21 protein-coding genes and 1 riboswitch are annotated in these 24,651 nt (G+C 67.2%); of the genes, 10 read left to right on the top strand and 11 right to left on the bottom strand.

Annotation, left to right across the window (positions count from 1 at the left end; translation table 11 throughout):
- Positions 1–94: 94 nt before the first annotated feature.
- Complete coding sequence (locus tag OG804_RS26645; protein WP_328391040.1) at positions 95–1,135, top strand: transglycosylase SLT domain-containing protein; 1,041 nt, start codon at positions 95–97, stop codon at positions 1,133–1,135.
- A 394-nt stretch (positions 1,136–1,529) separates the two neighbouring features.
- Here the strand turns inward: OG804_RS26645 and OG804_RS26640 are convergent, their stop codons facing one another.
- Positions 1,530–2,747: an NADP-dependent isocitrate dehydrogenase gene (locus tag OG804_RS26640; protein WP_328391038.1), complete on the bottom strand. Its 1,218-nt coding sequence runs from the start codon at positions 2,745–2,747 to the stop codon at positions 1,530–1,532.
- A 275-nt stretch (positions 2,748–3,022) separates the two neighbouring features.
- Positions 3,023–3,133: riboswitch (SAM riboswitch) on the top strand.
- A 254-nt stretch (positions 3,134–3,387) separates the two neighbouring features.
- Here OG804_RS26640 and metX point away from each other — a divergent pair.
- Positions 3,388–4,533 (top strand): homoserine O-acetyltransferase MetX, encoded by a 1,146-nt coding sequence (gene metX, locus OG804_RS26635; protein WP_328391036.1) that lies wholly within the window; start codon positions 3,388–3,390, stop codon positions 4,531–4,533.
- Between the two features lie 30 nt (positions 4,534–4,563).
- On the opposite strand, the gene OG804_RS26630 is transcribed toward metX, so the two are convergent.
- Together OG804_RS26630 and cycA are read right to left on the bottom strand one after the other, a co-directional pair.
- The gene (locus OG804_RS26630; protein ID WP_328398765.1) at positions 4,564–4,809 is read right to left on the bottom strand and encodes a DUF3017 domain-containing protein; all 246 of its coding nucleotides are present in this window, start codon (positions 4,807–4,809) and stop codon (positions 4,564–4,566) included.
- Positions 4,810–5,002: 193 nt separating this feature from the next.
- Positions 5,003–6,484, bottom strand: coding sequence for a D-serine/D-alanine/glycine transporter (cycA, locus tag OG804_RS26625; RefSeq protein ID WP_328391034.1), 1,482 nt, complete (start codon positions 6,482–6,484; stop codon positions 5,003–5,005).
- Positions 6,485–6,538: 54 nt separating this feature from the next.
- Between cycA and OG804_RS26620 the strand changes: the two genes are divergently transcribed.
- A complete protein-coding gene (locus OG804_RS26620) occupies positions 6,539–6,766 on the top strand; it encodes a hypothetical protein (RefSeq protein WP_328391032.1) in 228 nt (75 codons plus the stop codon).
- A 36-nt stretch (positions 6,767–6,802) separates the two neighbouring features.
- Positions 6,803–7,267, top strand: a complete 465-nt coding sequence (locus OG804_RS26615; protein ID WP_328391030.1) for a tRNA (cytidine(34)-2'-O)-methyltransferase — start codon at positions 6,803–6,805, stop codon at positions 7,265–7,267.
- Positions 7,268–7,380: 113 nt separating this feature from the next.
- Here the strand turns inward: OG804_RS26615 and OG804_RS26610 are convergent, their stop codons facing one another.
- From OG804_RS26610 to OG804_RS26600, 3 genes are all read right to left on the bottom strand, one after another.
- The gene (locus OG804_RS26610; RefSeq protein WP_328391027.1) at positions 7,381–8,535 is read right to left on the bottom strand and encodes a DUF4349 domain-containing protein; all 1,155 of its coding nucleotides are present in this window, start codon (positions 8,533–8,535) and stop codon (positions 7,381–7,383) included.
- A gap of 690 nt (positions 8,536–9,225) precedes the next feature.
- Positions 9,226–12,543 carry an error-prone DNA polymerase gene (locus tag OG804_RS26605; RefSeq protein WP_328391025.1) on the bottom strand — a complete coding sequence of 1,106 codons (3,318 nt, stop codon included), beginning with the start codon at positions 12,541–12,543 and terminating at the stop codon, positions 9,226–9,228.
- An 8-nt stretch (positions 12,544–12,551) separates the two neighbouring features.
- Complete coding sequence (locus OG804_RS26600) at positions 12,552–13,004, bottom strand: hypothetical protein (protein WP_328391023.1); 453 nt, start codon at positions 13,002–13,004, stop codon at positions 12,552–12,554.
- Between the two features lie 133 nt (positions 13,005–13,137).
- On the opposite strand from OG804_RS26600, the gene OG804_RS26595 reads away from it, so the two are divergent.
- Positions 13,138–14,163 carry an SDR family NAD(P)-dependent oxidoreductase gene (locus OG804_RS26595; protein WP_328391021.1) on the top strand — a complete coding sequence of 342 codons (1,026 nt, stop codon included), beginning with the start codon at positions 13,138–13,140 and terminating at the stop codon, positions 14,161–14,163.
- Positions 14,164–14,198: 35 nt separating this feature from the next.
- Positions 14,199–14,759 carry a hypothetical protein gene (locus OG804_RS26590; protein ID WP_328391019.1) on the top strand — a complete coding sequence of 187 codons (561 nt, stop codon included), beginning with the start codon at positions 14,199–14,201 and terminating at the stop codon, positions 14,757–14,759.
- Positions 14,760–14,772: 13 nt separating this feature from the next.
- On the opposite strand, the gene OG804_RS26585 is transcribed toward OG804_RS26590, so the two are convergent.
- A complete protein-coding gene (locus OG804_RS26585) occupies positions 14,773–16,029 on the bottom strand; it encodes a serine hydrolase (RefSeq protein ID WP_328391018.1) in 1,257 nt (418 codons plus the stop codon).
- A gap of 225 nt (positions 16,030–16,254) precedes the next feature.
- On the opposite strand from OG804_RS26585, the gene OG804_RS26580 reads away from it, so the two are divergent.
- On the top strand, positions 16,255–17,793 hold the full coding sequence (locus OG804_RS26580; RefSeq protein ID WP_328391017.1) for an MFS transporter: 1,539 nt from the start codon (positions 16,255–16,257) through the stop codon (positions 17,791–17,793).
- Between the two features lie 11 nt (positions 17,794–17,804).
- On the top strand, positions 17,805–18,170 hold the full coding sequence (locus OG804_RS26575) for a VOC family protein (RefSeq protein WP_328391016.1): 366 nt from the start codon (positions 17,805–17,807) through the stop codon (positions 18,168–18,170).
- Positions 18,171–18,275: 105 nt separating this feature from the next.
- On the opposite strand, the gene OG804_RS26570 is transcribed toward OG804_RS26575, so the two are convergent.
- The 3 genes from OG804_RS26570 to OG804_RS26560 all read right to left on the bottom strand — a co-directional run bounded on the left by OG804_RS26570 (position 18,276) and on the right by OG804_RS26560 (position 21,018).
- Complete coding sequence (locus OG804_RS26570) at positions 18,276–19,268, bottom strand: sulfite exporter TauE/SafE family protein (protein WP_328391013.1); 993 nt, start codon at positions 19,266–19,268, stop codon at positions 18,276–18,278.
- A 618-nt stretch (positions 19,269–19,886) separates the two neighbouring features.
- Positions 19,887–20,519: a DUF6069 family protein gene (locus OG804_RS26565; RefSeq protein ID WP_328391011.1), complete on the bottom strand. Its 633-nt coding sequence runs from the start codon at positions 20,517–20,519 to the stop codon at positions 19,887–19,889.
- Between the two features lie 154 nt (positions 20,520–20,673).
- Entirely contained in the window at positions 20,674–21,018 is a 345-nt protein-coding gene (locus OG804_RS26560; protein WP_328391009.1) for a hypothetical protein, read from the bottom strand.
- Positions 21,019–21,448: 430 nt separating this feature from the next.
- Here OG804_RS26560 and OG804_RS26555 point away from each other — a divergent pair, with 430 nt between their 5' ends.
- The gene (locus OG804_RS26555; RefSeq protein WP_328391007.1) at positions 21,449–21,811 is read left to right on the top strand and encodes a hypothetical protein; all 363 of its coding nucleotides are present in this window, start codon (positions 21,449–21,451) and stop codon (positions 21,809–21,811) included.
- A gap of 1,011 nt (positions 21,812–22,822) precedes the next feature.
- Here OG804_RS26555 and OG804_RS26550 read toward each other — a convergent pair.
- The gene (locus tag OG804_RS26550) at positions 22,823–23,893 is read right to left on the bottom strand and encodes an NAD(P)-dependent alcohol dehydrogenase (protein ID WP_328391005.1); all 1,071 of its coding nucleotides are present in this window, start codon (positions 23,891–23,893) and stop codon (positions 22,823–22,825) included.
- A gap of 96 nt (positions 23,894–23,989) precedes the next feature.
- Between OG804_RS26550 and OG804_RS26545 the strand changes: the two genes are divergently transcribed.
- Positions 23,990–24,577, top strand: a complete 588-nt coding sequence (locus OG804_RS26545; protein ID WP_328391003.1) for a TetR family transcriptional regulator — start codon at positions 23,990–23,992, stop codon at positions 24,575–24,577.
- Positions 24,578–24,651: the final 74 nt, after the last annotated feature.

Raw genomic sequence — 24,651 nt, 5'->3', positions numbered from 1 at the left:
CCCACCGGCCGGCGGTCCCGACTTCCCGGTCCTGGTGAGCGGACACAGCCGAAGACGCGATACTGGAGGGCATGCTACGCGGCGACGGACCCCGATGAAGCCCAAAGGCTACTGGGAAGTAGAACTCGAACCACCCGCGGGTGCGAGGTTGTGGTTGCGGGCCGTCGTCGCCGCCGCCGATCAAGCCATTCAGAACTGCGCCGACCTCCTGGCCACCGGTAACGCCGACAAAGCCGAAAAAACCGAGAACATGCTCGATATGTTCAACAAAGAGGGACTCGTCAAGTCGAGCGACCATTCCGTAATGGCCGAGCAATACGAGACAAAGGCGTCAGATATCGATGGCGTGCGGAAAGATCTGGAAAAACAGCACGATGAAGTGAACCTCACGGCCAATACCACGTACAACACGTCCAGCGCCGCTTTCGGAGCCATCAAGCAGGACGTGAACGACCTCAAAACAGAGTTGGAACGCGTCTATCCACTGAACGAGGACGGACTCATATCGAGCACCACCGAGTTCGGCCTGTCCGGACTCGTACTCGATACAGTGGACAACGTCTACGGCGAAATGGAGACCGCGCTGGACCAGGTCGACGAGCAGGCGCGCCAGATCGACACCAGCACGCCGTCCCCGGGGCCCGGCGCAGGATACACGTCGCCCGGTGGATACTCACCGGCGTCGTACGCGAGCTCGGGCGGTGGCGACTCCCAATACGCGGGCACGGCCACGGACGAGGACTACGCCCGCTACACCGGCAACTCGACTGTGGACGCGGCTATCGAGGGCGCACTGGACGCGCTGGGAATTCAGGACCCGGAGGCGCGGGAGAAATGGAAGAACGGATATCTCGTATTGATCGAGCGAGAGTCCAGCAACGATCCCAACTCCATCAATAATTGGGACGATAACGCCGCCAAGGGACAGAGTTCGCGTGGCCTGACCCACACCATCCCGGCGACTTTCGAGGCTTATCACGTCGCCGGTACGTCGAGCAATATTTACGACCCCGTCGCGAATGTCGCGGCGAGCATGAATTATGTGATGGACGTCTACGGCGTGACCGCGGACGGCAGCAATCTCCAGCAAGAGGTACAGCAGGCCGATCCGAAACGAGATCCGAAGGGCTACTGAGGCACACAACCGACGCGGGTTCGACGACTATGCAGGACACAATTCCCGGAGACGGGAAAAGCGTCGGCAGTCGGCCGCCGGGATACCGGTTACGGTGCCGAATCGGCGGGCGCGGATCGACGAGGACGCCGAAGCCACAATGATCGGCAATCCGCTGGGTATCTGTATCGACCGATTGCGGCAGCGGCCGCGCGGCGGCCCATCGACTGTTGAGCAACCGCACCCGAGGACGAGCCTCGCACACAGGAAAGCGCCGGAGCGCATTTCCTGAGCGCGAGGCCACACGGTCTCGGACGCGTCGCCCGTCACCCCTCGGAGCGGGCGGCGGAGCCGCGGTCCCGAGAGCTGAAAGGCGACGCCGCGGGCCGGACCCCACGATGCCGAAGCGGCGCGACTATTTCAGCGCGCGCGCCAGGTTCGCGTCGAGCGCCGCGAGGAACTCCTCGGTGGTCAGGTAACCCTGATCCCCACCGACCAGCGCCGCGAGGTCCTTGGTCATCTGACCGCCTTCGACCGTCTTGATGACGACATCCTCGAGCGTCTGCGAGAAACCGATCACCTCGGGGGTGTTGTCCAGCTTGCCCCGGTGTTCGAGGCCGCGGGTCCAGGCGAAGATCGACGCGATCGGGTTGGTCGAGGTCGGCTTGCCCTGCTGGTGTTGGCGGAAGTGCCGGGTGACCGTGCCGTGCGCGGCCTCGGCCTCACAGGTCCGGCCGTCCGGGGTGAGCAGCACCGAGGTCATCAGACCGAGCGAGCCGAAGCCCTGCGCGACCGTATCGGACTGCACGTCGCCGTCGTAGTTCTTGCAGGCCCAGACGTAGCCGCCCTCCCATTTCATGGAGGAGGCGACCATATCGTCGATCAGCCGGTGCTCGTAGGTGAGACCGGCCGCTTCGAACTGGGTCTTGAACTCGGCCTCGAAGACTTCCTCGAAGGTGTCCTTGAACATGCCGTCGTAGGCCTTCAGGATGGTGTTCTTCGTCGACATGTAGACGGGGTAGTTCTGCTGCAGCCCGTAGTTGAACGAGGCGCGGGCGAAGTCCTCGATGGACTTCTTGAAGTTGTACATGCCCATCACGACGCCGCCGTCTTCCGGCATCTGCACGACCTCGTGCACGATCGGCTCGCTGCCGTCCTCCGGGGTGAAGGTGAGGGTGACGGTGCCGGCCTCGAAGACCTTGAAGTCGGTGGCGCGGTACTGGTCGCCGAAGGCGTGGCGGCCGATGATGATCGGCTTGGTCCAGCCGGGGACCAGGCGTGGAACGTTGGAGATGATGATCGGCGCACGGAAGATGGTGCCGCCGAGAATGTTGCGGATGGTGCCGTTGGGTGAACGCCACATCTTCTTGAGACCGAACTCTTCGACGCGGGCCTCGTCCGGGGTGATCGTCGCGCATTTGACGCCCACGCCGTGCTCTTTGATGGCATTGGCGGCGTCGACGGTCACCTGGTCGTCGGTTTTGTCGCGGTACTCGATGCCGAGGTCGTAGTACTCGAGGTTCACGTCGAGGTACGGGTGGATCAGCTTGTCCTTGATGAACTGCCAGATGATCCGAGTCATCTCGTCGCCGTCGAGTTCTACGACGGTACCTTCAACCTTGATCTTGGACATGGATCTTCGTGTCCTCCTAAGACTGGTGCCCTCATTGCACGGCCAGGCGAACACGCTTGTGAGCGGACCCCAGCTGTCCAACAGACAACGTATACATCTCGCGTTGTCCACGAGACGTCTGGTGTAACCAAGACGAGCGTACTGCTTGGGGTGGTCCCGCGGTGCAGCCAGCCCCGGTGGTGAGATCTCACACGGTGAACCGCGCCACAAGATTACCCGGTACCGGCATATACCGATTTCTATCCCTCGCGACCGCCCCGCTACCATGTTGAGCAGGTCATGAGCGCCAGCGCCAAGCCCCGGCTCGCTGGACGGCAACCCTCCTGATGCGGTGGGGTGCTCCGGGTGATGACCGGGCCCCCGAAAGCCGGGAGCAAGCGCACGTCAGGAGGTCATCGATTGTGCCGGTTTCCGGCCGCGGTGATCGCGGCGTTCTCACGATTCGACGAGAAACCCCCCATTCTCTGGAGCACGATATGACCGATGGCAGTACCCCCGGCCCGACCGATGTCCGAGCGACCGGCCGCAGACCGATGGTCGCCGTCGGCGGCGCCGTTTCTCGCCCAGCCGGGTCCTCGGCGGCGATTCATACGCTCCGGGTATCACGACGCAACCCGGTAGGCGCGACGGAAATCATCGCGTGAAGGTGGGCACCGAACGAACCACGACCCGGTCGGTGGCGCAGTTACCACCACCCGACGGCACTCTCGGCGTCATCGATATCGGCGGTCTGACCCTGGAGAACGGCGCCCGGCTGCCGGAGGTCCGGCTGGCGGTACAGCGCTGGGGGGAGCTGTCACCCGCCCTGGACAATGTGGTGCTGATCGAGCACGCGTTGACCGGGGACTCGCATGTCATGGGCCGGGCCGACGCCGACCATCCGCAACCCGGGTGGTGGAACGGGATGGTCGGGCCGGGAGCGCCGATCGACACCGACGAATGGTGCGTCGTCGCGACCAATGTGCTCGGCGGCTGCCAGGGCAGCACCGGTCCGGCGTCCCGGGCGCCGGACGGCGCGACGTGGGGCTCACGGTTTCCCGACATCTCGATCCGCGACCAGGTGAACGCCGAGCTGAAGCTGTTCGACGTGCTCGGTATCGACCGCCTGTCCGCAGCGATCGGCGGGTCCATGGGCGGCATGCGCGTACTGGAGTGGATGCTGCTCGCACCCGAGCGTCTGGCCGCCGCGTTGATCCTCGCGGTCGGCGCGCGCGCCACCGCCGACCAGATCGGCACCCAGACCACCCAGATCGCGGCGATCACCAGCGACCCGGACTGGCAGGGCGGCGACTACCACGGCACCGGCCGGGTTCCGCGGGCCGGTATGGGCATCGCGCGGCGGATCGCCCATCTCACCTACCGCACCGAGGTCGAACTGGACAGCCGGTTCGCGAACAGTCCGCAGGACGGTGAGGACCCCTGGGACGGCGGCCGGTACGCGGTGCAGAGCTACCTGGAATACCAGGCCGAGAAGCTGAGCCGGCGTTTCGACCCGGCCACCTATGTGCTGCTGAGCGAGGCGATGAACCGGCACGACATCGGCCGCGGCCGCGGTGGTGTCGATGCGGCGATGAGCTCCACCGCGGTGCCGTGCATCGTGGGCGGTATCGATTCCGACCGCCTGTACCCCCTGCACACACAGCGGGAACTGGCCGAGGGACTGCCCGGCTGCCGGCATTTCGAGGTCATCGCCTCCCGGGACGGCCACGACGCGTTCCTCACCGAGGCCGCGGCGATCGGAAAATTGCTCACCCAGACGATGAACCTGGCCCGCGCCGACCACTGACGCCGCACCACCACCGTCGCGGCAGCGCGGTCAGCCCACGCCGAGGGTGTTGATGGTCGCCGCGAGGAACACGATCGAGCCGCCCAGCAGCGTCAGCGCGCCGACATCGAACGGCCTGCTGCGCACCGCGAGCAGACCGACCCGCACGGTCGGCAGGCACAACCGGAACGCAGCCGCGATCAGAGTCGCGCCGCCGAAGAACAACGCGCCACGGCGCCAGCGGTCCTGAGCGACGAAGACCACCGCGATCAGCACCACCACGGCCACCACGACCATCGGCAGGTGGCAGCGGAGGAAACCGGCCCAACGGCTGCCGGTGCCGGGATCGTCGGCGGTCGTAGTCTCGGCGTCGGTCACGGTGGCGATTGTTCCAGATCCTGCCCGCCCCGGTAGCGCTGGTCCCGGACGACACCGCGAGGCCGGCTACGCGTCGGCGCTGACGGCGCCGCCCGGGACGGAACCGATCCGATCAGCGCAGCGCGGCCAGTTCGGCTTGCACCTTGTCCCGGTGCTGGGCGCGCAATGCCTCATGATGCGGGCTGCGCCGCACCACCAGGTAGGCGATGCCCAGCACAGCGAACCAGATCGGGGTCACCAGCAGGGCCTGCAATGTGTCGGTCTCCTGGGTGAGCGCCCAGACCAGGAACACGAAGAACGCGAGCACCGCCCAGACCATCGGGACTCCACCGGGGAGTTTGAACGTCGACGCGGCATGCAGCTGCGGCCGGCGCTTCCGGTAGACCAGATAGCTGACCAGGATCATCGTCCACACGAACATGAAGCACAGCGACGAGATGGTGGTGACCACCGTGAAAGCCTCGACGATCGACTGCCCGGCGTAGAGCAGCACCACCCCGATCAGCAGGAACGCGCACGAGAAGCGCAGCGCGTTGGCCGGGACGCGGCGCGGGGACAGCTTCCCGAACAACGCGGGAGCGTCACCGTCACCGGCCAGGCCGTACACCATCCGCGAGGTCGAGTAGATACCCGAGTTCGCGCTGGAGGTGGCGCTGGTCAACACGACGAAATTGACCACGCTCGCCGCGATGCCGAGCCCGGCCAGCGAGAACATCGCCACGAACGGGCTGGCATCGGCCGACACCTCCCGCCACGGGGTCACCGCGCAGATCACGATCAGCGCACCGACGTAGAACAGCAGCACCCGGACCGGGATCGAGTTGATCGCGCGGGGCAGCGTGCGCTGCGGCTCCTTGGCCTCGGCGGCGGTGGTACCCACCAGTTCGATGCCGACGAAGGCGAAGACCGCGATCTGGAAGCCGGCCACGAATCCCATGGGTCCGGTCGGGAAGAAACCGCCGTCGTTCCACAAGTTGGCCAGCGCGGCCGTGCTCCCGTTATCGCCGGTGAAGCCGGTGATCACCATGACCAGACCGGTCACGATCAGCGCGCCGATGGCGATCACCTTGATCAGCGCGAACCAGAACTCGGTCTCACCGAACGCCTTCACCGTCGGCAGGTTCAGCACCAGCAGGACGGCGATGCAGACCAGCGCGGGAATCCACAGCGGCAGGTCCGCCCACCAGTACGAGACGTATCCGGCGATCGCCACCACATCGGCGATACCGGTGACCACCCAGCAGAACCAGTAGGTCCAGCCGGTGAAGAACCCGGCCCACGGGCCGAGCAGGTCACCGGCGAAATCACTGAACGATTTGTACCCGGAGTTCGACAGCAGCAACTCCCCCATCGCCCGCATGACGAAGAAGAGGAAGAAGCCGATGATCATGTAGACGAGGATCACCGAGGGACCGGCCAGCGAGATCGTCTTACCCGACCCCATGAACAGGCCGGTGCCGATGGCTCCGCCGATCGCGATCAGCTGGATATGTCGATTCGCCAGCTGACGGCTCAGTTCCTCCGGGCCGCCGCCGGGACCGCCCACTCCGGACGCGTCGTCGCCTGAACCCCCTTGGCCTTGCAGCACGGCCATATTTCTCCCTCCGGAACCAATCGGACAGCCCATTCGACCATCAACCGGGGATCGGTGCAGAGTGGGCGGGCCTACGGTACGCCGGACCAGGCGCGGGCCCTGCAGGCCGTCGCGTTGCAACTGGTCGTCACCGACCCACCGGAGGAAGCAGCGGGCGAACCGGCGGGCAAACGACGTCGGCATCTCTCTTTCGCCGGTGTCATGCACGCCGAACGCAATCTCGCTGAACGGTCGGAAGAACTACTACGCGAGGAACGTGGTATTCAAGCCGTCGGTCGGTGACCGCGCCTCTTCGGGCACCTGATTGACTGGTCCGCTGTGTTCCGATTGATGTTCCATGAGCCTCGCATACCGGGCAATACCGGCAATGCCATTCGGCTCGCCGCCGGGACCGGCAGTGAGCTGCATCTGATCGAACCGCTGGGCTTCGACATGTCGGAGGCCAAGCTGCGCCGGGCGGGGCTGGACTATCACGACCTCGCCTCGGTGACCGTGCACCCCGACCTGCCCACGGCGTGGGAGCTGTTGCGGCCCGAGCGGGTGTTCGCGTTCACCACCCGGGCCACCACCTCCATGACGGAGATCTCCTACTTGCCCGGCGACGTGTTGTTGTTCGGCGCGGAACCCTCCGGGCTGCCCGCGCACGTACTCGCCGACGAGCACATCAGCGGCGAGGTGCGCATCCCGATGCTGCCGGGGCGGCGGTCGATGAATCTGGCCAACGCGGCCTCGGTCGCGGTGTACGAGGCGTGGCGGCAGCACGGGTTCCCGGGCGCGGTCTGACCGCGGCGCGATGCTCGCCACCCACAGCCGCAGGGCGTCGTCGGCAGAGTGCCGACCAGCGGGCCTTTCCGGCTGTTCGGCTCGATCACCGCGTGAACCGTGGTGGGCACGGCTCAGTGCTGGTCGGCGGCCGGCCCGTCCGGCTCGCCTGCCGATTCGGCACCGGACCCTGCGGGCTCGCTCTCCGTCTCCACAGACTTGCTCTCCTTCTGCACAGGCTCGCTGACGGCGCTCGCGGTCGTGTCCTCGGCGTCAGCGGTCGTGTCCTCGGCGTCAGCGGTCGTGTTCCCGGCGTTCACGGACGTGTCTCCGGCGCGCACGGTTGCATACCTGGCCCCAGGAGACTCGTCGCCGGCCGCCACGGTCTTGTTCTCGGATCCCGCACCCCGCGAGGCGCGACGGCGGAACAGTCCGACGACCGCCCCCACGATTGCCCCCAGGATCGCGAGAAACGCCAGCCACGGCAGCGCCCGGCCCACGAACACGACCGCGTCCTGCAGCCAGTCGAACAGCGAATTCCAGCCGTCCACGATGCCGTCCCAGAAGTTGGACGGGCCGGTGTCGCCGGTGACCTCGGCCGGGCTGCTGATATCGATGGTCAAGGTGGACAGGGAGATCTGGTCGTCGAGGTAGCGGCGCTGCCCGGTCAGGCTGTCGAGTTCGGCCTGCCGGTCGGCGAGAGCTCCCTCGGCGGCGATCAGATCGGCGGTGTTCACGGCCCGGGCCATGAGATCGCGGAGCCGGTCCACCGAAGCACGCAGGGCGGTGATGCGGGCGTCGAGATCCTGCCACTGCAGAGTGACATCGTCACGGTTGGTGCTGATCTGGGTCAGTTCGCCGAGATCGGCGAGACCGTCGATGAACGCGTCGGTATCGGCGGCGGGGATGCGAATGATGAGATCGGCGTGCGGTTCGGTGTCGGCGGTGCCGGGATTCTCGGTGCGCTGATCGATCCGACCGTCGAGATCGGACACCCGGTCGGCGAGGGTCTGCGCGGCGGCGACAGGGTCGGCGGCGGTGAGATCGACAGTGCCGGTGACGACTTCCTTGCGGGCGATGGCCTGGTCGGCGGTATCCGGCGCGGGCGAGGGAGCCTGTTCGCGGCTCGGCGCCTTCTGGACCCGGATACCCGGGGCGGTGGCGGGAGCGGGTGCGCCGCCCTCGAAGGACATCGAGTGATCCCCCGAGGCGGAGCGGGAATCGTCCCCGCATCCGGCGAGCAGAACCGATCCGCACACAACCACGAACAACACGCCGAGCTTTCGCATGCTGGCAGCGTAATGGTCGATTTCGGGATCAGTAACCCGAATGCTCGTGTTTTCGGCGCGCCTGAAACACAGGCCGTTTCCCCAGTGGTCCCCTCCGAGGTTCGCAGAACTCGCATCCGCAGGTCGCTGCTCTTTCCGGATGGTCAGCATTCATGGTCGGGGCCCGCCCCGGTTCTGGAGCGACCAGAGAGAGGGAGCGCAGCGACCGACCGCCGGGAGTGAAGAACCGGGGTTGACAAGGGCCCCGAACCGCGACGCCGAAGGCGGCGCAAACAAACACAGTCGGGGCCCGCCCCGGTTCTGGAGCGACCAGAGAGAGGGAGCGCAGCGACCGACCGGCGGGAGTGAAGAACCGGGGTTAACGAGGGCCCCGACCCGCGACGCCGAAGGCGGCGCAAATAAACACAGACCTTCACGAGCAGGCTCCTCCTTGTCTTTTTGTCCGAGGGCCCGCACCGAGTCGTCTGAAGGCCCGCGCCGAGTCGGCACCGTTTCGCAGCGGTCCAGCCGAGTCTGCAACACTTGCTTCCGCAATTCCTGCTTCCGGATGGCCAGCATTCACGGTCGGGGCCCGCCCCGGTTCTGGAGCGACCAGAGAGAGGGAGCGCAGCGACCGACCGGCGGGAGTGAAGAACCGGGGTTGACAAGGGCCCCGACCCGCGACGCCGAAGGCGGCGCAATAGATACAGCTCAACGGAAGTCGCGGGAGCGGGAGCCGATGCGCATGTCCAGGCGGCGCAGGTGTTCGGCGTAGATGCTCACCGCGCCTTCCGCGTTCTGCACCCGGCCGCGGATCAGCAGGGCCGAGGCGCCCTGGGCCGTCCGCCGGTAGCGGGTCCACAGCCCGGCCGAGCACACCACGTTCACCATGCCGGTTTCGTCTTCCAGGTTCAAGAAGGTGACCCCGGCCGCCGTGGCGGGACGCTGCCGGTGGGTGACCGCCCCGCCGACCAGTACCCGGGTGCCGTCGGGCACCGAGAGCAGACCGGCCGCCGGGATCACTCCGAGCGCGTCCAGTCGCGGCCGGAGGAATTGGGTGGGGTAGCTGCCCGGCGAGACCCCGGTCGCCCAGACGTCCGCTGCGGCGTGTTCCAGTTCGCTCATACCGGGCAGCACGGGCGTGGTGGTCGAGGCGCCGGTTCCGGGCAGCCGATCGGATCGTTCGCCCGCGGCCGCTCCGGCCGCCCACAGCGCTTCGCGCCGCGAATAACCCAGGCAGCCGAGCGCACCCGCCGTGGCCAGGGATTCCGCTTGCGGGACGGTCATCTCCACCCGACCGGTGAGGTCGAGGAAGGAGGTGTAGGGCCCGGCTTCGTCCCGGGCCGCCACGATCTTGTCCGCGAGGTCGGCGCCGATGGCGCGCACCGCAGCCAATCCCAGCCGCACCTCGGTGCCCCGCTGCTCCAGGGTGGCCTCGGCCGCGCTGGCGTTGATATCGGGGCCGTGCACCGTGACTCCGTGCCGGCGTGCGTCGGCGACCAGTGACTGCGGTGAATAGAACCCCATGGGTTGCGCCCGCAGCAGTCCGGCGCAGAACGCCGCCGGATAGTGCAGTTTGAACCACGCGGAATAGAACACCAGCGATGCGAAGCTCTGCGAATGACTCTCCGGGAAACCGAAATTCGCGAAGGCGCGCAGTTTCTCGTAGATACGTTCGGCCAGTTCACCGGTTATGCCGTGCAGATCCCGCATTCCCTGGTACAGCCGGCCGCGTAGCCGTTCCATCTTCTCGGGGGACCGTTTCGAGCCCATCGCCCGTCGCAGCTGATCCGCTTCGGCGGCGGTGAATCCCGCGACGTCCACTGCCATCTGCATGAGCTGTTCCTGGAACAGCGGCACTCCGAGCGTGCGTTCGAGCGAATTCCGCAGCGCTTCGTGATCGAAGGTGACCTCTTCCAGTTCGTTTCGGCGGCGGATATACGGGTGGACCGAACCGCCCTGGATGGGGCCGGGCCGGATCAGCGCCACCTCGACTACCAGATCGAAGAATTTCCGCGGTTTGAGCCGCGGCAGTGTCGCCATCTGCGCACGCGATTCCACCTGGAAGACTCCCACCGAATCCGCCCGGGACAGCATCTCGTAGACGGCGGGTTCGGTGAGGTCCAGGGTGTGCAGTTCGACCGTCACGCCGATGTGTGCACGGACCAGGTCGATCATGTAGTGCAAGGCGGACAGCATGCCCAGGCCCAGCAGGTCGAATTTCACCAGTCCCGCTGCCGCGCAATCGTCCTTGTCCCACTGCAGCACACTGCGCCCGGGCATCCGCGCCCATTCCACCGGGCACACATCGGCGATGGGCCGGTCGCAGATCACCATTCCACCGGAGTGGATGCCCAGATGCCTCGGCAGACCTTCGATATCGGCGGCCAGCGCCAATACCGGTTCGGGGATATCGGTGCCGGTTTCCGATCCGACCCCCGTCCATCGGCTCACCTGACGACTCCAGGCGTCCTGCTGGCCGGGTGCGAAACCCAGTGCGCGGGCGGCGTCGCGGACCGCGGATTTCCCGCGATAGGTGATCACATTCGCTACCTGCGCCGCGTTCTCCCGACCGTATCTGCGGTAGACGTACTGGATCGCTTCTTCGCGGCGATCGGATTCGATATCGACATCGATATCGGGCGGGCCGTCGCGTTCCGGGGAGAGGAACCGTTCGAACAGTAATTTGTTGCCGACCGGGTCCACATTGGTGATGCCGATGGCGTAGCAGACCGCGGAGTTGGCGGCCGATCCCCGCCCCTGGCACAGGATGTCGTGCTCGCGGCAGAAGCGCACGATATCGTGCACCACCAGGAAATATCCCGGAAAACCGAGCTGCGCGACGATCGCGAGTTCGTGCTCGATCTGGCGGTAGGCCGCCGGATTCGCGGGTGGCGGGCCGTAACGATCGGCGGCGCCGCGATAGGTCAGTTCCCGCAACCAGGAGTTCTCGTCGTGTCCCTCGGGCACATCGAACGGCGGCAGGCTCGGCGCTATCAGCCGCAGATCGAACGCGCATTCGCGGGCCAGCAGCACCGAATTCGATACGGCTTCCGGGAATTCCGCGAACAGCCGGGCCATCTCCGTGCCCGAGCGCAGATATCCGCCGCCGGCCGGGGCGAGCCAGCCGGCGATATCGTCGAGACTGCGCCGGGCCCGGATAGCGGCCAGGGCGGCGGCGCGTCGCCCGCGGTCCGGGGTCGCGAAATGCGCGGCGGTGGTCGCGACCACCGGCACTCCGGCCCGTTCCGCTATCGCGGCCAGCGCGGTGTTGCACTCGTCGTCGACCGGAAGACCGTGCCGGGTGAGTTCCACGGCCACCCGGTCCGGCCCGAATCGCTCGCACAATTCCCGCAGTGCCGCCTCGGCGCGCAGGGGGCGGCAGCCGGCGCGCAGATCCTGTTCCAGTGCCCGCCGCACCCGCCCTTTGCGGCAGCCGGTGAGTATCTGCCAGTGCCCGGCCGCGGCGGCGGCGAGCGTATCGAGGTCGTAGCGCAGGATCCCTTTCTCGCCGGCCGCCATATGCGCCGCCGCGAGTTGCCGGGACAGCCGTCGATAGCCTTCCTGCCCGCGCGCCAGCACCAGCAGATGTTCGCCGTCCGGATCGGGTTCACCCGTGCGGGGCGCCGAATCGGTGTGCCGGGAGCCGGTTTCCACGAGGGTGAGTTCTGCCCCGTACACGGCGGCGATCCCGTGTTCGGCGGCCGCTTCGGCGAAGCGCACCACTCCGTAGTAGCCGTTGTGATCGGTGAGTGCGATCGCCGACAATCCGAGCCGCGCGGCTTCGGCGACCATTTCCTCCGGTTGCGAGGCCCCGTCCAGGAAACTGAACGCCGAATGCGCGTGCAGTTCCGCGTAGGGCACGACCGGACCGGTCGGCGGGTCCACCGGTTCGGGCGTGTACTCTCCGCGGCTGTTGCTCCAGGCCGGGGCGTCACCGCCGTCGCCGGGGTGTTGTCCGGGCGCGGGCCGCCCGGACAGTACCCGCTCCATCTCGGCCCAACTCGGTGGGCCGTTGCTCCATCCCATCCGCCGAGTCAGCAGGCCACCCGCTCGGTGGACTGGGCGTCCAGCAGTATCGCCACATGGTCCACCCCGGCGCGGATCACTCGCCCGTAGGCGTCGTCGGCGAGTACGTTCGCGTGTCCGCGGGCCAGCGCCAGCTGCATCCGCGCCGCGTCGAAGTCGCCCACCAGTCGATGACTGTCGGCCAGACTCAGGTACAGCGACGGCAGGAACCCCAATAACCCTTCCCCCAGCGGAATGCCGGGTACGAAGGCCGAGTCGAGCGCCCGGGTGTCCCAGAGCAGCGCGTCCTCGGCCGTGTCCTGGATATCGGCCAGATGGTGGGCGACCACACTCCGGTAGAGCGGTTCCCCGTCCGTTCCGAGCTGGTCCCACAGTAGGTGCAGCGCTTGCCGCGCCGCCTCCCGATTCGCGCCGCCGAGCCGCACCGCGGCATAGATATCCGCCATCCGATCGTCCGTCATGGGCCAAGTATCGCACATATGTTCGAATATCGAGAGGCGGAATCGAACCTGTTTTCGAACACGAAACGACCCTGGCGCCGTTTCTTACTTTGGAGTAAGTTCGGGCCAGAAGACCTGCACAAAGGGGCTGTTCATGAGCGAATCCGGGACCAAGCGCGACCTCACCGGGCGGCACGTCCTCATCACCGGCGCCTCCTCCGGTATCGGTAGAGCCGCGGCGCTGGCGGTGGCGGACAAGGGCGCGGTGGTGTTCCTGCTCGCCCGGCGCGAGGACGAACTCACCGCGGTCGTCGAGGAGATCCGGGCCGCGGGAGGTACCGCCCACGGTTACCCCTGCGATATCACCGACTCCGAGTCGGTAGAGATCACGCTCGGCAAGCTGCTGGGCGAACACGACCGGGTGGACATGTTGGTGAACAATGCCGGCCGCTCCATCCGCCGGGCCATCCACCGCTCCACCGACCGGCTGCACGATTACGAACGCACCATGGCCGTGAACTACTTCGGCGCACTGCGGCTCACCCTGGCGCTGCTACCGCAGATGCGGGAGCGGAAATTCGGCCATATCGTCAATATCAGCAGCGCGGGCGTGCAGGTCGCCACGCCGCGCTACTCCGCCTACCTGGCCAGCAAGGCGGCGCTGGACAAGTTCGCCGAGGTCGCCGCCGTCGAGACCATGGCCGACGGCGTCACCTTCACCACCATCCACATGCCGCTGGTGCGCACCCCGATGATCGCCCCCACCGGGAACCAGGGCCGGGCCGAGTCGCCGGAATGGGCGGCCGCGACGATCGTCCGGGCGCTTACCGAACGCCCCCGGCGCATCGATGTCCCGGTCGGCACCCTGGGCGAATTCGGCGCGCTGTTCGCCCCCCGGCTGCGCGACCTGGTCCTGCACCGCTACTACCGGATGATCCCCGATTCCGCCGCCGCCCGCGGCGAACGGGCCGAGCCGGACGTGGCGCCGCACCTCACCGTGGTCGGCGATGCCGAGCCGGCACCCGATGACGACACCGGCGAATACGACACCCGGCCGCGGCGCGACACCTCCGCCGCGCGGCGCTCCGGCCCGCTGCCCCGCGCGGGAGCACGCGCGATCCGCGGCACCGGAACAGTACTGCGCCGCGCCGCCCGCTGGGTTCCGGCGACGCATTGGTGAGCCCGGACGATTCTCGAACAGAGGCGATTTCGATCGTGCGCAATGAGCAGGACGCCGTACTGGACGCCGTACTCGAACTGGTCGCGTCCCGCGGCGTCACCGAAACGACGCCGCGCCGCGTGGCCGACCGGTCCGGAGTCGACGGGAAAACGTTGCGCCGCGACTACGGCAGCCAGTACGGCCTCCTCATGGCGGCGGCCAAAGCGCTCGAACTACGCCGGGATCGCCGTCTCACGGCGGTCACCGCGGATCGCGAACCCGTCTCCGTGGCCGACCGGCGCGCCTATCTGGAGGATGTGTCGCGCGCGCTTCTCGAACCGGTCGATCACCGGGAACTGCTGGTGGGCACCGAACTGGTGTCCGGCGCCCGCCTGGTCCACGGCATGGAGGCCGAGGCGGCCGGCGCCGGGGCGCAGCGCCGCGCAATCGTCGCCGCGGCCCTCGCGCGGGTAGGGGTGACCGAGCTCGAAATAGAAACGGAACGCCTGGTCACCCTGCTCAGCGGCCTGGCCTTCGAGCTGGTCTATCCGCACGGCGGCGGGAGCGATACGGCCGATCGCGTACTGCGGCACCATATCGCCACCCTCGTGACCTGACGCGCGGATCGGCTCAGAGGTCGAAGACCCGGTCGCCCGGCGGCAGCGGCCGGAACGCCGTGGAGATCTGCTCGACCAGCTGCCAGGGGCGATCGCCGTCCAGCGAGGACTTCCCATTGGTCAGGATCGCCCCGCTGAGACCGCGCGCGGGGTCGGCCCAGCCGTACTGTGTGGTGAAACCGCTACGCCCGAAATGCGACTCGGTATCGCGCCCGAATTTCGAACGGTGCCCGCCCAACTCGTACCCGGCGCGGCTCACGTGCCCCGCCACACCCGGCGCGCGCGGCGCGGGCCGCACGGCATCGCGCAAGGTGTCGGTGCGCATGATCCGGACCCCGTCGAGTTCTCCGCCGCGCGCGAGTATCTCGTAGAACCGGGAGAGCTCGGCGGCGGTCGTCACCAGATTTCCCGACGGCAGCTCGGCGGTGAGGAAGGCCCGGTTCGAATCCCGGTTCACCGCGTCGGGGGCGAACCCGCCGCCCAACGCCCTACCCGCGAGGAACGATGCGATCTTCGACGGCGGCGGCCCGGTCTTCACGCTCGGCACCACCGCGTCCACCTCCTCGGGCCGGACCCCGAGATTCGTCCACCGGAACCCCAGCGGCCCGAGCACCCGTTCGGCGAGGTGATCCCGGATCCGTTTCCCGGTGGCCCGCCGCACCAACTCCCGCTGGATCAACCCGCTGGTCAGCGCGTGATACACGCGGAAGCGTCCGGGCGGATAGCTCGGTTTCAGGTCGGCCAGACCGCGCAGACAGAGTTCCTCGTCGAACACCATCTCGTGCCCGCGGTAGGGCCGGGTGACGAACGGGACGCCGGCGGAGTGGGTGAGTACCTGGCCGATGGTGATGGCGGCCTTCCCGTTGGCGGCGAATTCCGGGATGTAGTCGCTGACCGGATCGTCGAAACCGAACGCGCCGTCTTCGATCAGCATGTACATCACCGCCGCGGAAACACCTTTCGCGGTAGAGAATCCGCAGAACGGCGACTCCGTGGTCACCGGAATGCGCTCGGCCTCCGGATCGTCGCCGGGCGCGTTCCCCCAGCCGTGGCCGATCGCCCGGTTCAGCACGACCTTCCCGTTGCGGCGTAGGCAGACCTGGATGGCCGGGGTGGCGCCCACCCGGTACCACTCCCGCACCGACGCCCAGATCGATTCGATGTCCGCCCCGGTCGGTCCGTGGTCCACGGGATCGTCCTCCGGACCGACAGAGGTGATGTCGTCCAGTTCGGCGGCGACCGGGACCAGGAGCGCGGTATCTGCCTTCATCAGCCCCAGGGTAGCTACGCCGCCGCGGTGGCGACGGCGAGCGAACCCGCCCGGCGCGACCGGCGGACCCCGCCCGGCGCGCCGACCACGCACCGCCCGTGACCAGGCAGTCCGATGCCGCCCGCGCATCGTGACCGAGATCACCGACCGTCCGGCCTGCGAATTATGCTCTGATCGATGCGAAGCAACTGCTTGTTCCTTCGTCGAGAGGTGGCCATGACATCGATGACCACGCGCCTGTCCCGGGCCCATATCTGGCTGTTGGCTCTCTCGTCGATGGCGGTCGCGCTGGTCATCGCCGCCATGGCCGCGCTGTACACGGCTCTCCCCGAGATCGCCGCCGATACCGGCGCCACCCAGCAGCAGCTCACCTGGGTGGTCGACGGCTACACCCTGGCCCTGGCCTGCCTGGTCCTGTTCTCCGGAGCTCTGGGCGACCGGTTCGGCCGCCGGATCATGATGGTGCTCGGACTGGTGGTGTTCGCGATCGCGTCCGCGCTGCCGCTGCTGCTGGACTCGCCCGACTGGATCATCGGCTCGCGTGCCGTCGCCGGCGTCGGCGCGGCGCTGGTCATGCCGTCCACGCTCTCTCTGCTGACCGGCGGATTCCCGGCCGAACGACGTGGAGTGGCAGTCGGATTGTGGGCGGGCGTGGTCAGCGGCGGCGCCGTGCTGGGAATCCTCGGATCCGGCCTGCTGCTGCAGATCTGGTCCTGGCAGGCGATCTTCCTGGCGATGACGGTGGCCGGGGTGGTGCTGGCGATCGCGGGCTGCACGGTTCCGGAATCCATGGACGACACCCGGCCGCCGCTGGACTTCTGGGGCGGCATCACGGCCTCCATCGCCGTCGGCGCCATCGTGGTCGGGGCCATCGAGGCGCCGGTGCGCGGCTGGACCGATCCGCTGGTGCTGGGCCTTTTCGGCGGCGGTGTCCTGGCCGCGGTCGGGTTCGCGACGGTCGAGCTGCGGGTGCCGAATCCGCTGCTGGACGTACGGCTGTTCGCCGACCGCGGGTTCGGTAGCGGCGCGGTGAGCGTGGGCGTGCAGTTCCTGGTCGCCTTCGGTTATTTCCTGCTGTTCGTCCAGTACATGCAGCTGATCTTCGGATATTCGCCGCTCATGTCGGCGATCGCGATGGCGCCGATGATCGCACCGCTCATCGGCATCTCGGTCGTCGCCCCGCGGCTGGCCGAACGATTCGGTCTGCGCCTGCCGACTTTCATCGGCCTGGCGTGCGTCGGCAGCGCGTTGATCCTGGTTTCCCGGATCGCGGTGGACAGCACCTATATAGATGTGCTCTGGCCGCTGCTGATCCTGAGCACCGGCCTCGGTCTGTGCACCGCCCCCGCGACCGCCGCGATCATCAACGGCACACCGCCGGAGAAGCACGGGGTGGCGTCCGCGGTGAACGACGCGTCCCGCGAAGTGGGCGCGGCCATCGGCATCGCCATCTCCGGCAGCATTCTGGCCGTGGGCTACGCGGACCGGATCGCGCCCGCGCTGCCCAGCCTCCCCGAAGCCGCCCGGGGCCCGGTCGGCGATTCGCTGGCCGCGGCGCTGCAGGTCGCCGAGCGGGCCGGCCCAGCCGCCGACCCGCTGGCCGATTTCGCCAAGGAAGCCTTCGTGCACGGCGCCCAGCAATCCGCGCTAGCCCTGGGCATCCTGACCGTGGTGATGGCCTTCGTCCTGGGCGCGTGGGCACCCGGCCGCAAACCCGCATCCGATCGGTCTGCCGACACCGATTCCGCGCTGATGAACCGATAGGGTCCATCACCATGCCGACCCCGAACATGTTCATCGTGTACGTCGCCGACGCGACCGCCTCGGCCCGTTTCTACTCGGATCTGTTCGATATGTCGCCGAAGTTCGAATCTCCCCGGTTCATCACCTTCGACCTGGGCGGCGGCGTGGACCTGGCACTGTGGAGCGGCCACGCCGAACAGCAGTCCCCGGCCGATGCCCGCACCAGCGAGGTCTGCCTGAACGTGCCCGGCGGCCCGGCGGCGATCGACCAGCGGTTCGACGAGTGGGTGGGCCGGGGTGTGAAGGTGGTCCTGGAACCGCACGACGCCGTGTTCGGACGCACATTCCTGGTCGCCGACCCGGACGGAAATCTGATCCGCGTCGCACCCGTGGACTGACCGCACCTGAAGACGCCCGCCCGCCGGACCTGAAGTCCGGGCGGCCGGGCGTTGTCCCCTCATCCGGTGGTACCGCACAGCGAAGCGGAACCGGGTGGTCGGCGGCTATCCGGCCGGTACCTGCACCGTATCCGCCGAACCCTCGTCGGCGGCGTCGGACCGCGCGGGTTCGGTGGCGGTTTCGGCGGCGTCCGCCACCGTGCTGTCGGCGGGTTCCGCCGCGGCTTCAGCGGCGGCCACCCGGGATTTGCGCCAGGCGAACACGGTCAGCGCGACCGCTACCACCGCGATCACCACATAGCCGATCGTCCGGGGCGCGCCCTCGATATCGAAGTATTTGAACAGCGTGCGGGCGTTGGTGAGCACGAGCAGGCCGCCGACGCCGGTGCCGAGCACCCCGGGGGTCACCCGGCTCACCAGCCACGCGGCAACGGGAGCGGCGATCACGCCGCCGAGCGCCAGTCCCGCGATGATCAGCAGGTTGTCGAAGAAGTCCGAGCCGAGCCCGAGCAGGAAGCCGACGCTGGCCGCCGCCGAGACGATGAACTCCGAGGCGCTCACCGAGCCGATCACCGTGCGCGGCGCGCTCCGCCCGGTGGTCAGCAGAGTGCTGGTGGTGACGGGGCCCCAGCCGCCGCCACCGCTGGCGTCGATGAAGCCGCCGAACAGCCCGAGCGGGGTCAGGAATTTCGCGGAGTGCGCGGTCTTCTCCGAGGCTTTGAATTCCACCGGCGGCCGTGACGAGAACCGGACCACCAGGAAGACACCGATCGCGAGCAGGATTCCGGCGGTGACCGGTGCGGCCGCTTCGGTGGAGATCCGGGACAGCACCGTCGCGCCGAGGAAGGCGCCGACACCGCCGGGCACACCGAGCCGGAGCACCACCTTCCAGTCGATGTTCCCGAACTTCCAGTGCGACGCCCCGGACGCCAGCGTGGTGGCGACCTCCGCGAAGTGGACGGCGGCACTAGCGTGCGCGGCGCTGGTACCGCTGAGGACGAGCAGGGTGGTGGCGGTGACGCCGAAGGCCATACCGAGCGTGCCGTCGACGATCTGTGCGCCGAGACCCACGAGGGTGAAAATCAGTAACTTGATCATGACGGTGTGCTCCCGAACCTGGACCGGAGTTCGAGGCTACGACGCGATCGCCGATTCGACACGGGTTGCGATCACCGTGAACGCAATACTCCCGGCCTGCCGGACAGCAGGTCGGTGGCGCGGAAATGAGGCGACACGGGCCCTTCGGTGGTGAACATCGGCCGCCATGACCGACCGGACTTTCCGTCAGATCGTTCTCCGCGAGCGACCGGCCGCCGACGCCTTTGCCGAAGACATTAGACCCTTCCCTGTATTGGCAAACGGTGCGGCCCTGGTGGAGGTGGTGTGGCTCGGTATCGACGCCACCCAGCGGACCCGTACACCGTGGCCCGCCACAGCGGGTCGTTCGGCGTGAATCCGGCTTCTACAACCACCACACGGAGTTCCCGACCGCGCTCACCCAGCTGGCGGGTTGGGTGGCGGCGGGCGAGCTGTGTTGGGCAGCGGACATCGTCGAAGGTCTCGCCGATGCCCCCGCCGCCCTGCAACAGTTGTTCACGGGGCCGACCTCGGCAAGCAGCTCGTCCGGGTGCGCCCGGACGAGCGGTAACCCGGCCGCATCCTCAGTGCCCGATTCTCACTGCCCGGCGCCCGGTTCCGGCCCGGGCACAGCCGGATTCAGTACTGCGACTGCGGACGCCGGATGATCGCCCCGGACCCGACCCCGCCGAGCAGCGACATGATGCACAGGCCCGCGATCAGGTTGATCACGGCTGTGGCGATCTTGGCGTCCAGTCCGGCGACCAGGGTGAACGGCAACAGTGTCGCCAGCGCGGTGACCAGCCCGGTGATCCAGTAGAAGAACTGCATCGGACTGGGCATCAGCGCCAGCAGCAGATTGAGCAGCCCGGTCGCCGCGATCGCGGCCGCGCCGCCGGCCAGGGCATACGACGTGGTCGACACGGTTCCGTAAGCGCCCGCACCCTCGGGCGAGAGAACCGAGATGTTCAAGATGCCGCGAACCAGCATGATCAGGACCACGATCACCAGCGCGACGACCACGGCCGTGCCGACCCCGCCCGCCCACAGCCGACCGAGGTTGATCTTCGGCTCGTTCGACTGCCGATCCGGCTGGTCGGCTTGGTGCCCGTACTCCACCTGGTGCCCGTATTCCGGCTGATGCCCGTACTCCGGTGGCTGCCCGTACTCCGGCGGCTGCGATCGACCACTCTGCTGCCGGGGATAAGCCTCCGTCCGGGGGTATTGCCGGTGAGGGTCCTGGCGCCCGTAGTTGTGCGGCGGTTCCGTCATAGGCCGAAAGTACCCCGTATAGGCGAGCCGACCCACCCGAATCGAACGCGCATGTCGCCCACCGGGAGATTCGGACCAGGTCTGTGGTCGATGCGGCCGCTATCAACGTTCTTTCCACACATTCACCGTGAGTTGCGGCCCGCCATCGGGTGGGCTAACCGACGGCGACGGGATCCGTGCAATTGATTCGCTTGTGATCGGAGCCGTCGACCGTGCACAGCTGCAGGGTGACGTAGTTGGCCGACCACTCGCGGACGAAGGTAAGGGAAGCACCCGCGCCACCCCCGACGTACTTATCTTCCACGATGCCGCCGTTCGACTTCTTGCGGATGTAGCCCATGACCCCGTACCCGTCCTTCTTGGCGTCTTCGATATGGAATTCGTATCGCCCCGTGCCCACTTTGCGCCAATAGCTCCCCTCGCAGCCCCCGCCGCAGGCCCAGCTGGCATTCGCATAACCAGCGGTGCCGACCAATGCCACCGCAGTGAGTGCACACACTATTGCGCCTCCGAACATATTCCGCTTCATGATCAGATACCGTTCCTCTGCCCGGAATTGCCAATACTTATGGACGACAATATTGTTCGCCGCAACGCTCATATATTGCTGTGACAGGCTAACAATCTGCCGTTACGAGTACCCCGAATACCACCGGGAATTGACAGTCCGTTGATCATTGCCTCGACACCCGTCACAGAACTGGAAGCCCAGGCAGACGACCTGCTCCGAGGAAGTCATCGATGTCCGGCCCATGTCGTAGCGACAGGCGGGGCAACAGGCTCGGCGATGGATTGCGGCACGAGTAGTTCAAAACTGGTCAGTCTCCGTAGGCGATCAGCCGCCTATTGGTTCCCGCCGACCCCGTGGTTCAGCCGATGTAACATTCAGCGGCTCGTGCCCGAAGATCAATTGACACAGAGGGAGTTCCATGAGAAACACTGTTTTTGCCGCCGCACGAGTCGCCGCCGCCGGCTTGGCGGGCCTGTCGGCCGTAGCGATCATCGGTTCCGGCGCCGCCCAGGCGGCGCCGCAGGATTGCACCGTCCAGCGAGATATTTTCGGTGCGTCGGCGACGTGCCGACCCGACGGGGGAAGCAACTACGTCTTGCACGTCGACTGCGTCGGTCTCTATGCCAGCGGCCCGTTCCCGATGTACGGTGTCGGCCCCTATCCTGTTCTCAGCTACCCGTTCACACCCGAAGGCCAGCGCATAACCACCGGCTGCACTGGTGTGGGTCCCGGCGTCGTCGCCATAGCCACCAATGCTTACGTCGAGATCTATCGCGGCTAGGAATCGGGCACCGAAGTCGTCACCTCCTGAACCTGACCGATGGCCGGCTTGTCCGGTCGCCGGTCGGTTCCGCCGGTGATTGCACAGAACCGTAGTACCGCACACCCCCGTAACCTGTGCGCCACCACAGCTGTCCTGGCCGCGACACGGCGAGCCGACCACTGGTCGTGAGCCGCGCCGGGAGCGAGTCCACGGTGACAGCCCACGACCAGTGGTCGATACGCGCCTGGGGTGATTTACTTCTCGATCAGCGAATCCACCCTCGACCCGACGCCGAACTCACGCATGGACCCCGCGTCTATCCCGACAGGCTGTTGACGAAGCACCACAGGCCGATGATTTCGTTAGCGTTGCAGAGGCTGTCGGAAACCGGCTCGGACGCAGCCGGAGCAGGCGACTCCAATACCAGGGGGCGGCCGTGGCGGCACCGCCGCCGATAAGCGTCGCGGTGCCGATCAGGGCGCCGACGAAGATTCCACGCAATGCGGACATTTGAAACTCCTAAGAGGTGGTTGGTGAATGCATTCCGGTGACGCGGGCTGACCTTCTTCGCAGAAGGGCGTGGCACTGCGCGCCGAGTTGGGGGGCAGCGATCAGAAAGTGCATTCGGTCTGCCGGCCTGCCCAGCCGCCCTTCAAAAATCTGACGACTACGCAGAACACATCTGCCGACGAGGAACCCACCGAGGTCGCGGACGACGTCGCAGCAACAGGTGCGGCCACGGATTCCGCGGCGGCCGAACCCACCGGCGCGACACATCCCGCGAACATCAAGGCGCCGAAGGTGATACGAGAAACTCGAGGCATTTTTTAACGCGACTTCCGCAGAAGGATGCAGGCCCGCCGCTACGGACCCGCTGTCTCATCGACAGCTGCGTGCGACGTGTTGCACACTCACCTTTCATTTCCCGAAGGCTGAATCCGTTCGCCGCGCATGCGACTCGACCAGCGGACCCCGCGCGGTCATACAAGTTCTCCACGGCAGTTCCAGCTGCCCGGCCGAAACCGTGTCTCAGGCCTGACCACGATCGCACAGACCGTCATCCAGATCGGACATATCGAGGACAAAGCGATAGCGGACATCGTTACGCAGGAGGCGGTCGAGCGCCTCGTTCACGCGGGCAGAGGGCAGCAGTTCGATATCGGCGGCGATGCCCTGGGCGGCGCAGAATTCCAGCATGGCGGCCGTCGCGGGTCTGCCACCGCTGCCCGCGGAACTGAGCCTCTTGCGGCCGATGAGAAGGTCGATGACCTCCACGGTGATCGAGCCGAGGTGGCCGAGGTGACTCAGTGTCCCGTCCATAGCGACCGAGCGCAGATAAGGGCTGAGGTCGTGCGGGGCCGAGATCGTGTCGATGACGACATCGAACCGATCGCGCACGCCGGCAAGCTGTTCCGGGTCCGTGGAGACGATGAGATCGTGGGCACCGAGGGCCCGGGCGTCGTCCATCTTGTCCGGTGAACGGCTGAAGACCGACGTTTCGGCGCCACGCGCCACTGCCATTTTCACCGCGAGATGCCCGAGACCGCCCAACCCGGCCACGGCGACACGGGCCCCCGGGCCCACTCCGAGCGCGTTCAGGGGTTCCCAGACGGTGATCCCGGCGCACAGCAGCGGAGCCGCACCAGCGGGTTCGAGGCCGGCAGGCAGATGGTAGGCGAACCGGTCGCGGACGACGTACTCGCGCGAGTAGCCGCCCACCGTCGTGGAACCGTCTCTCGCGTCGACTCCGCCATAGGTCAGGGTCGGAAAGGCGTGGCAGAAGTTCTCCTGACCGGCCCGGCACATGGCGCAGTCACCACACGAGTCGACGATATTGCCCACCGCCACCGAGTCGCCCACGGTGAACTCGGTGACCGCCGGGCCGATCTCGGTGACGACACCGGTGAACTCGTGCCCCGGCACCAGGGGCGCGCCACCGGCCCCGTCGTGCTCGCGGACCGCGTGCAGATCGGTATGACATACACCGCAATAGTCCACGCGGACCGCGAGATCGTCGGGACGCAGGTCGCGTCGTTCCAAGAGCGTGCGCCGCAGCGCCGTCGGCGACCCCATCGCCTGCCAACCGAACGTTGTTCGCATAACCACTCCTCCAAACAGACTGTTCTGTCTATATCCAGGGTAGGGGCGCGCATACGAATCGGCAAACTAACTGTTCCGTTTGCTAGGTTGGACACCATGCCCGAGCAGCCCCAGACATCGCGCGGCGCGGCGACGCACCAGCGCATCCTCGAGGTGGCCACCCAGGAATTCGCCGAGCACGGGATCGCCGGCGCCCGTATCGAACGAATCATCACCGGCGCTCGGACGAACAAGGCGCAGCTGTACGCCTACTTCGGCAGCAAAGAACGGCTTTTCGACGCCATCTTCTTCGGCTCGCTGGAACGGATAGTGAACGTCGTCCCGATCGACGCCGCCGACCTGGCCGACTGGGCAGTTCGCCTCTACGACGAGTACCTCGAGCGCCCGGACCTCATCCGTCTCGCCACCTGGGCTCGGCTGGAGCGACGCCCGACCGGTCACCTCGTCGACGAACCCGACCGCCTCGACGACAACAAACTGCGGGCGATCGCCGACGCGCAAGCGGCCGGACTGGTGCGCCGGGGCGACCCGTTCGACATCATGGCCATGGTCATCGCCATGTCCATGGCATGGTCACCGGTCAGCAACGTCTACGCGGCCACCGCGCAGGAACCCCCGGAACTACATGAGCAGCGGCGCGCCCTGCTCCGCCACAGTGTCCAACGCGCCATGACGCCCGACTAGGCACCGGATTCGGCGGCATCGCCGCGCCGCTCAGTCGCGCCGCCCGAAGCGGAGCAGGTTGTTGTTCGGATCCA

The sequence above is a fragment of the Nocardia sp. NBC_00416 genome, from assembly GCF_036032445.1.
In the GTDB taxonomy this organism is placed as follows: domain Bacteria; phylum Actinomycetota; class Actinomycetes; order Mycobacteriales; family Mycobacteriaceae; genus Nocardia.
Note: the sequence above shows the minus strand (reverse complement) of the source record. Positions and strands in the feature narration are given on the sequence as shown.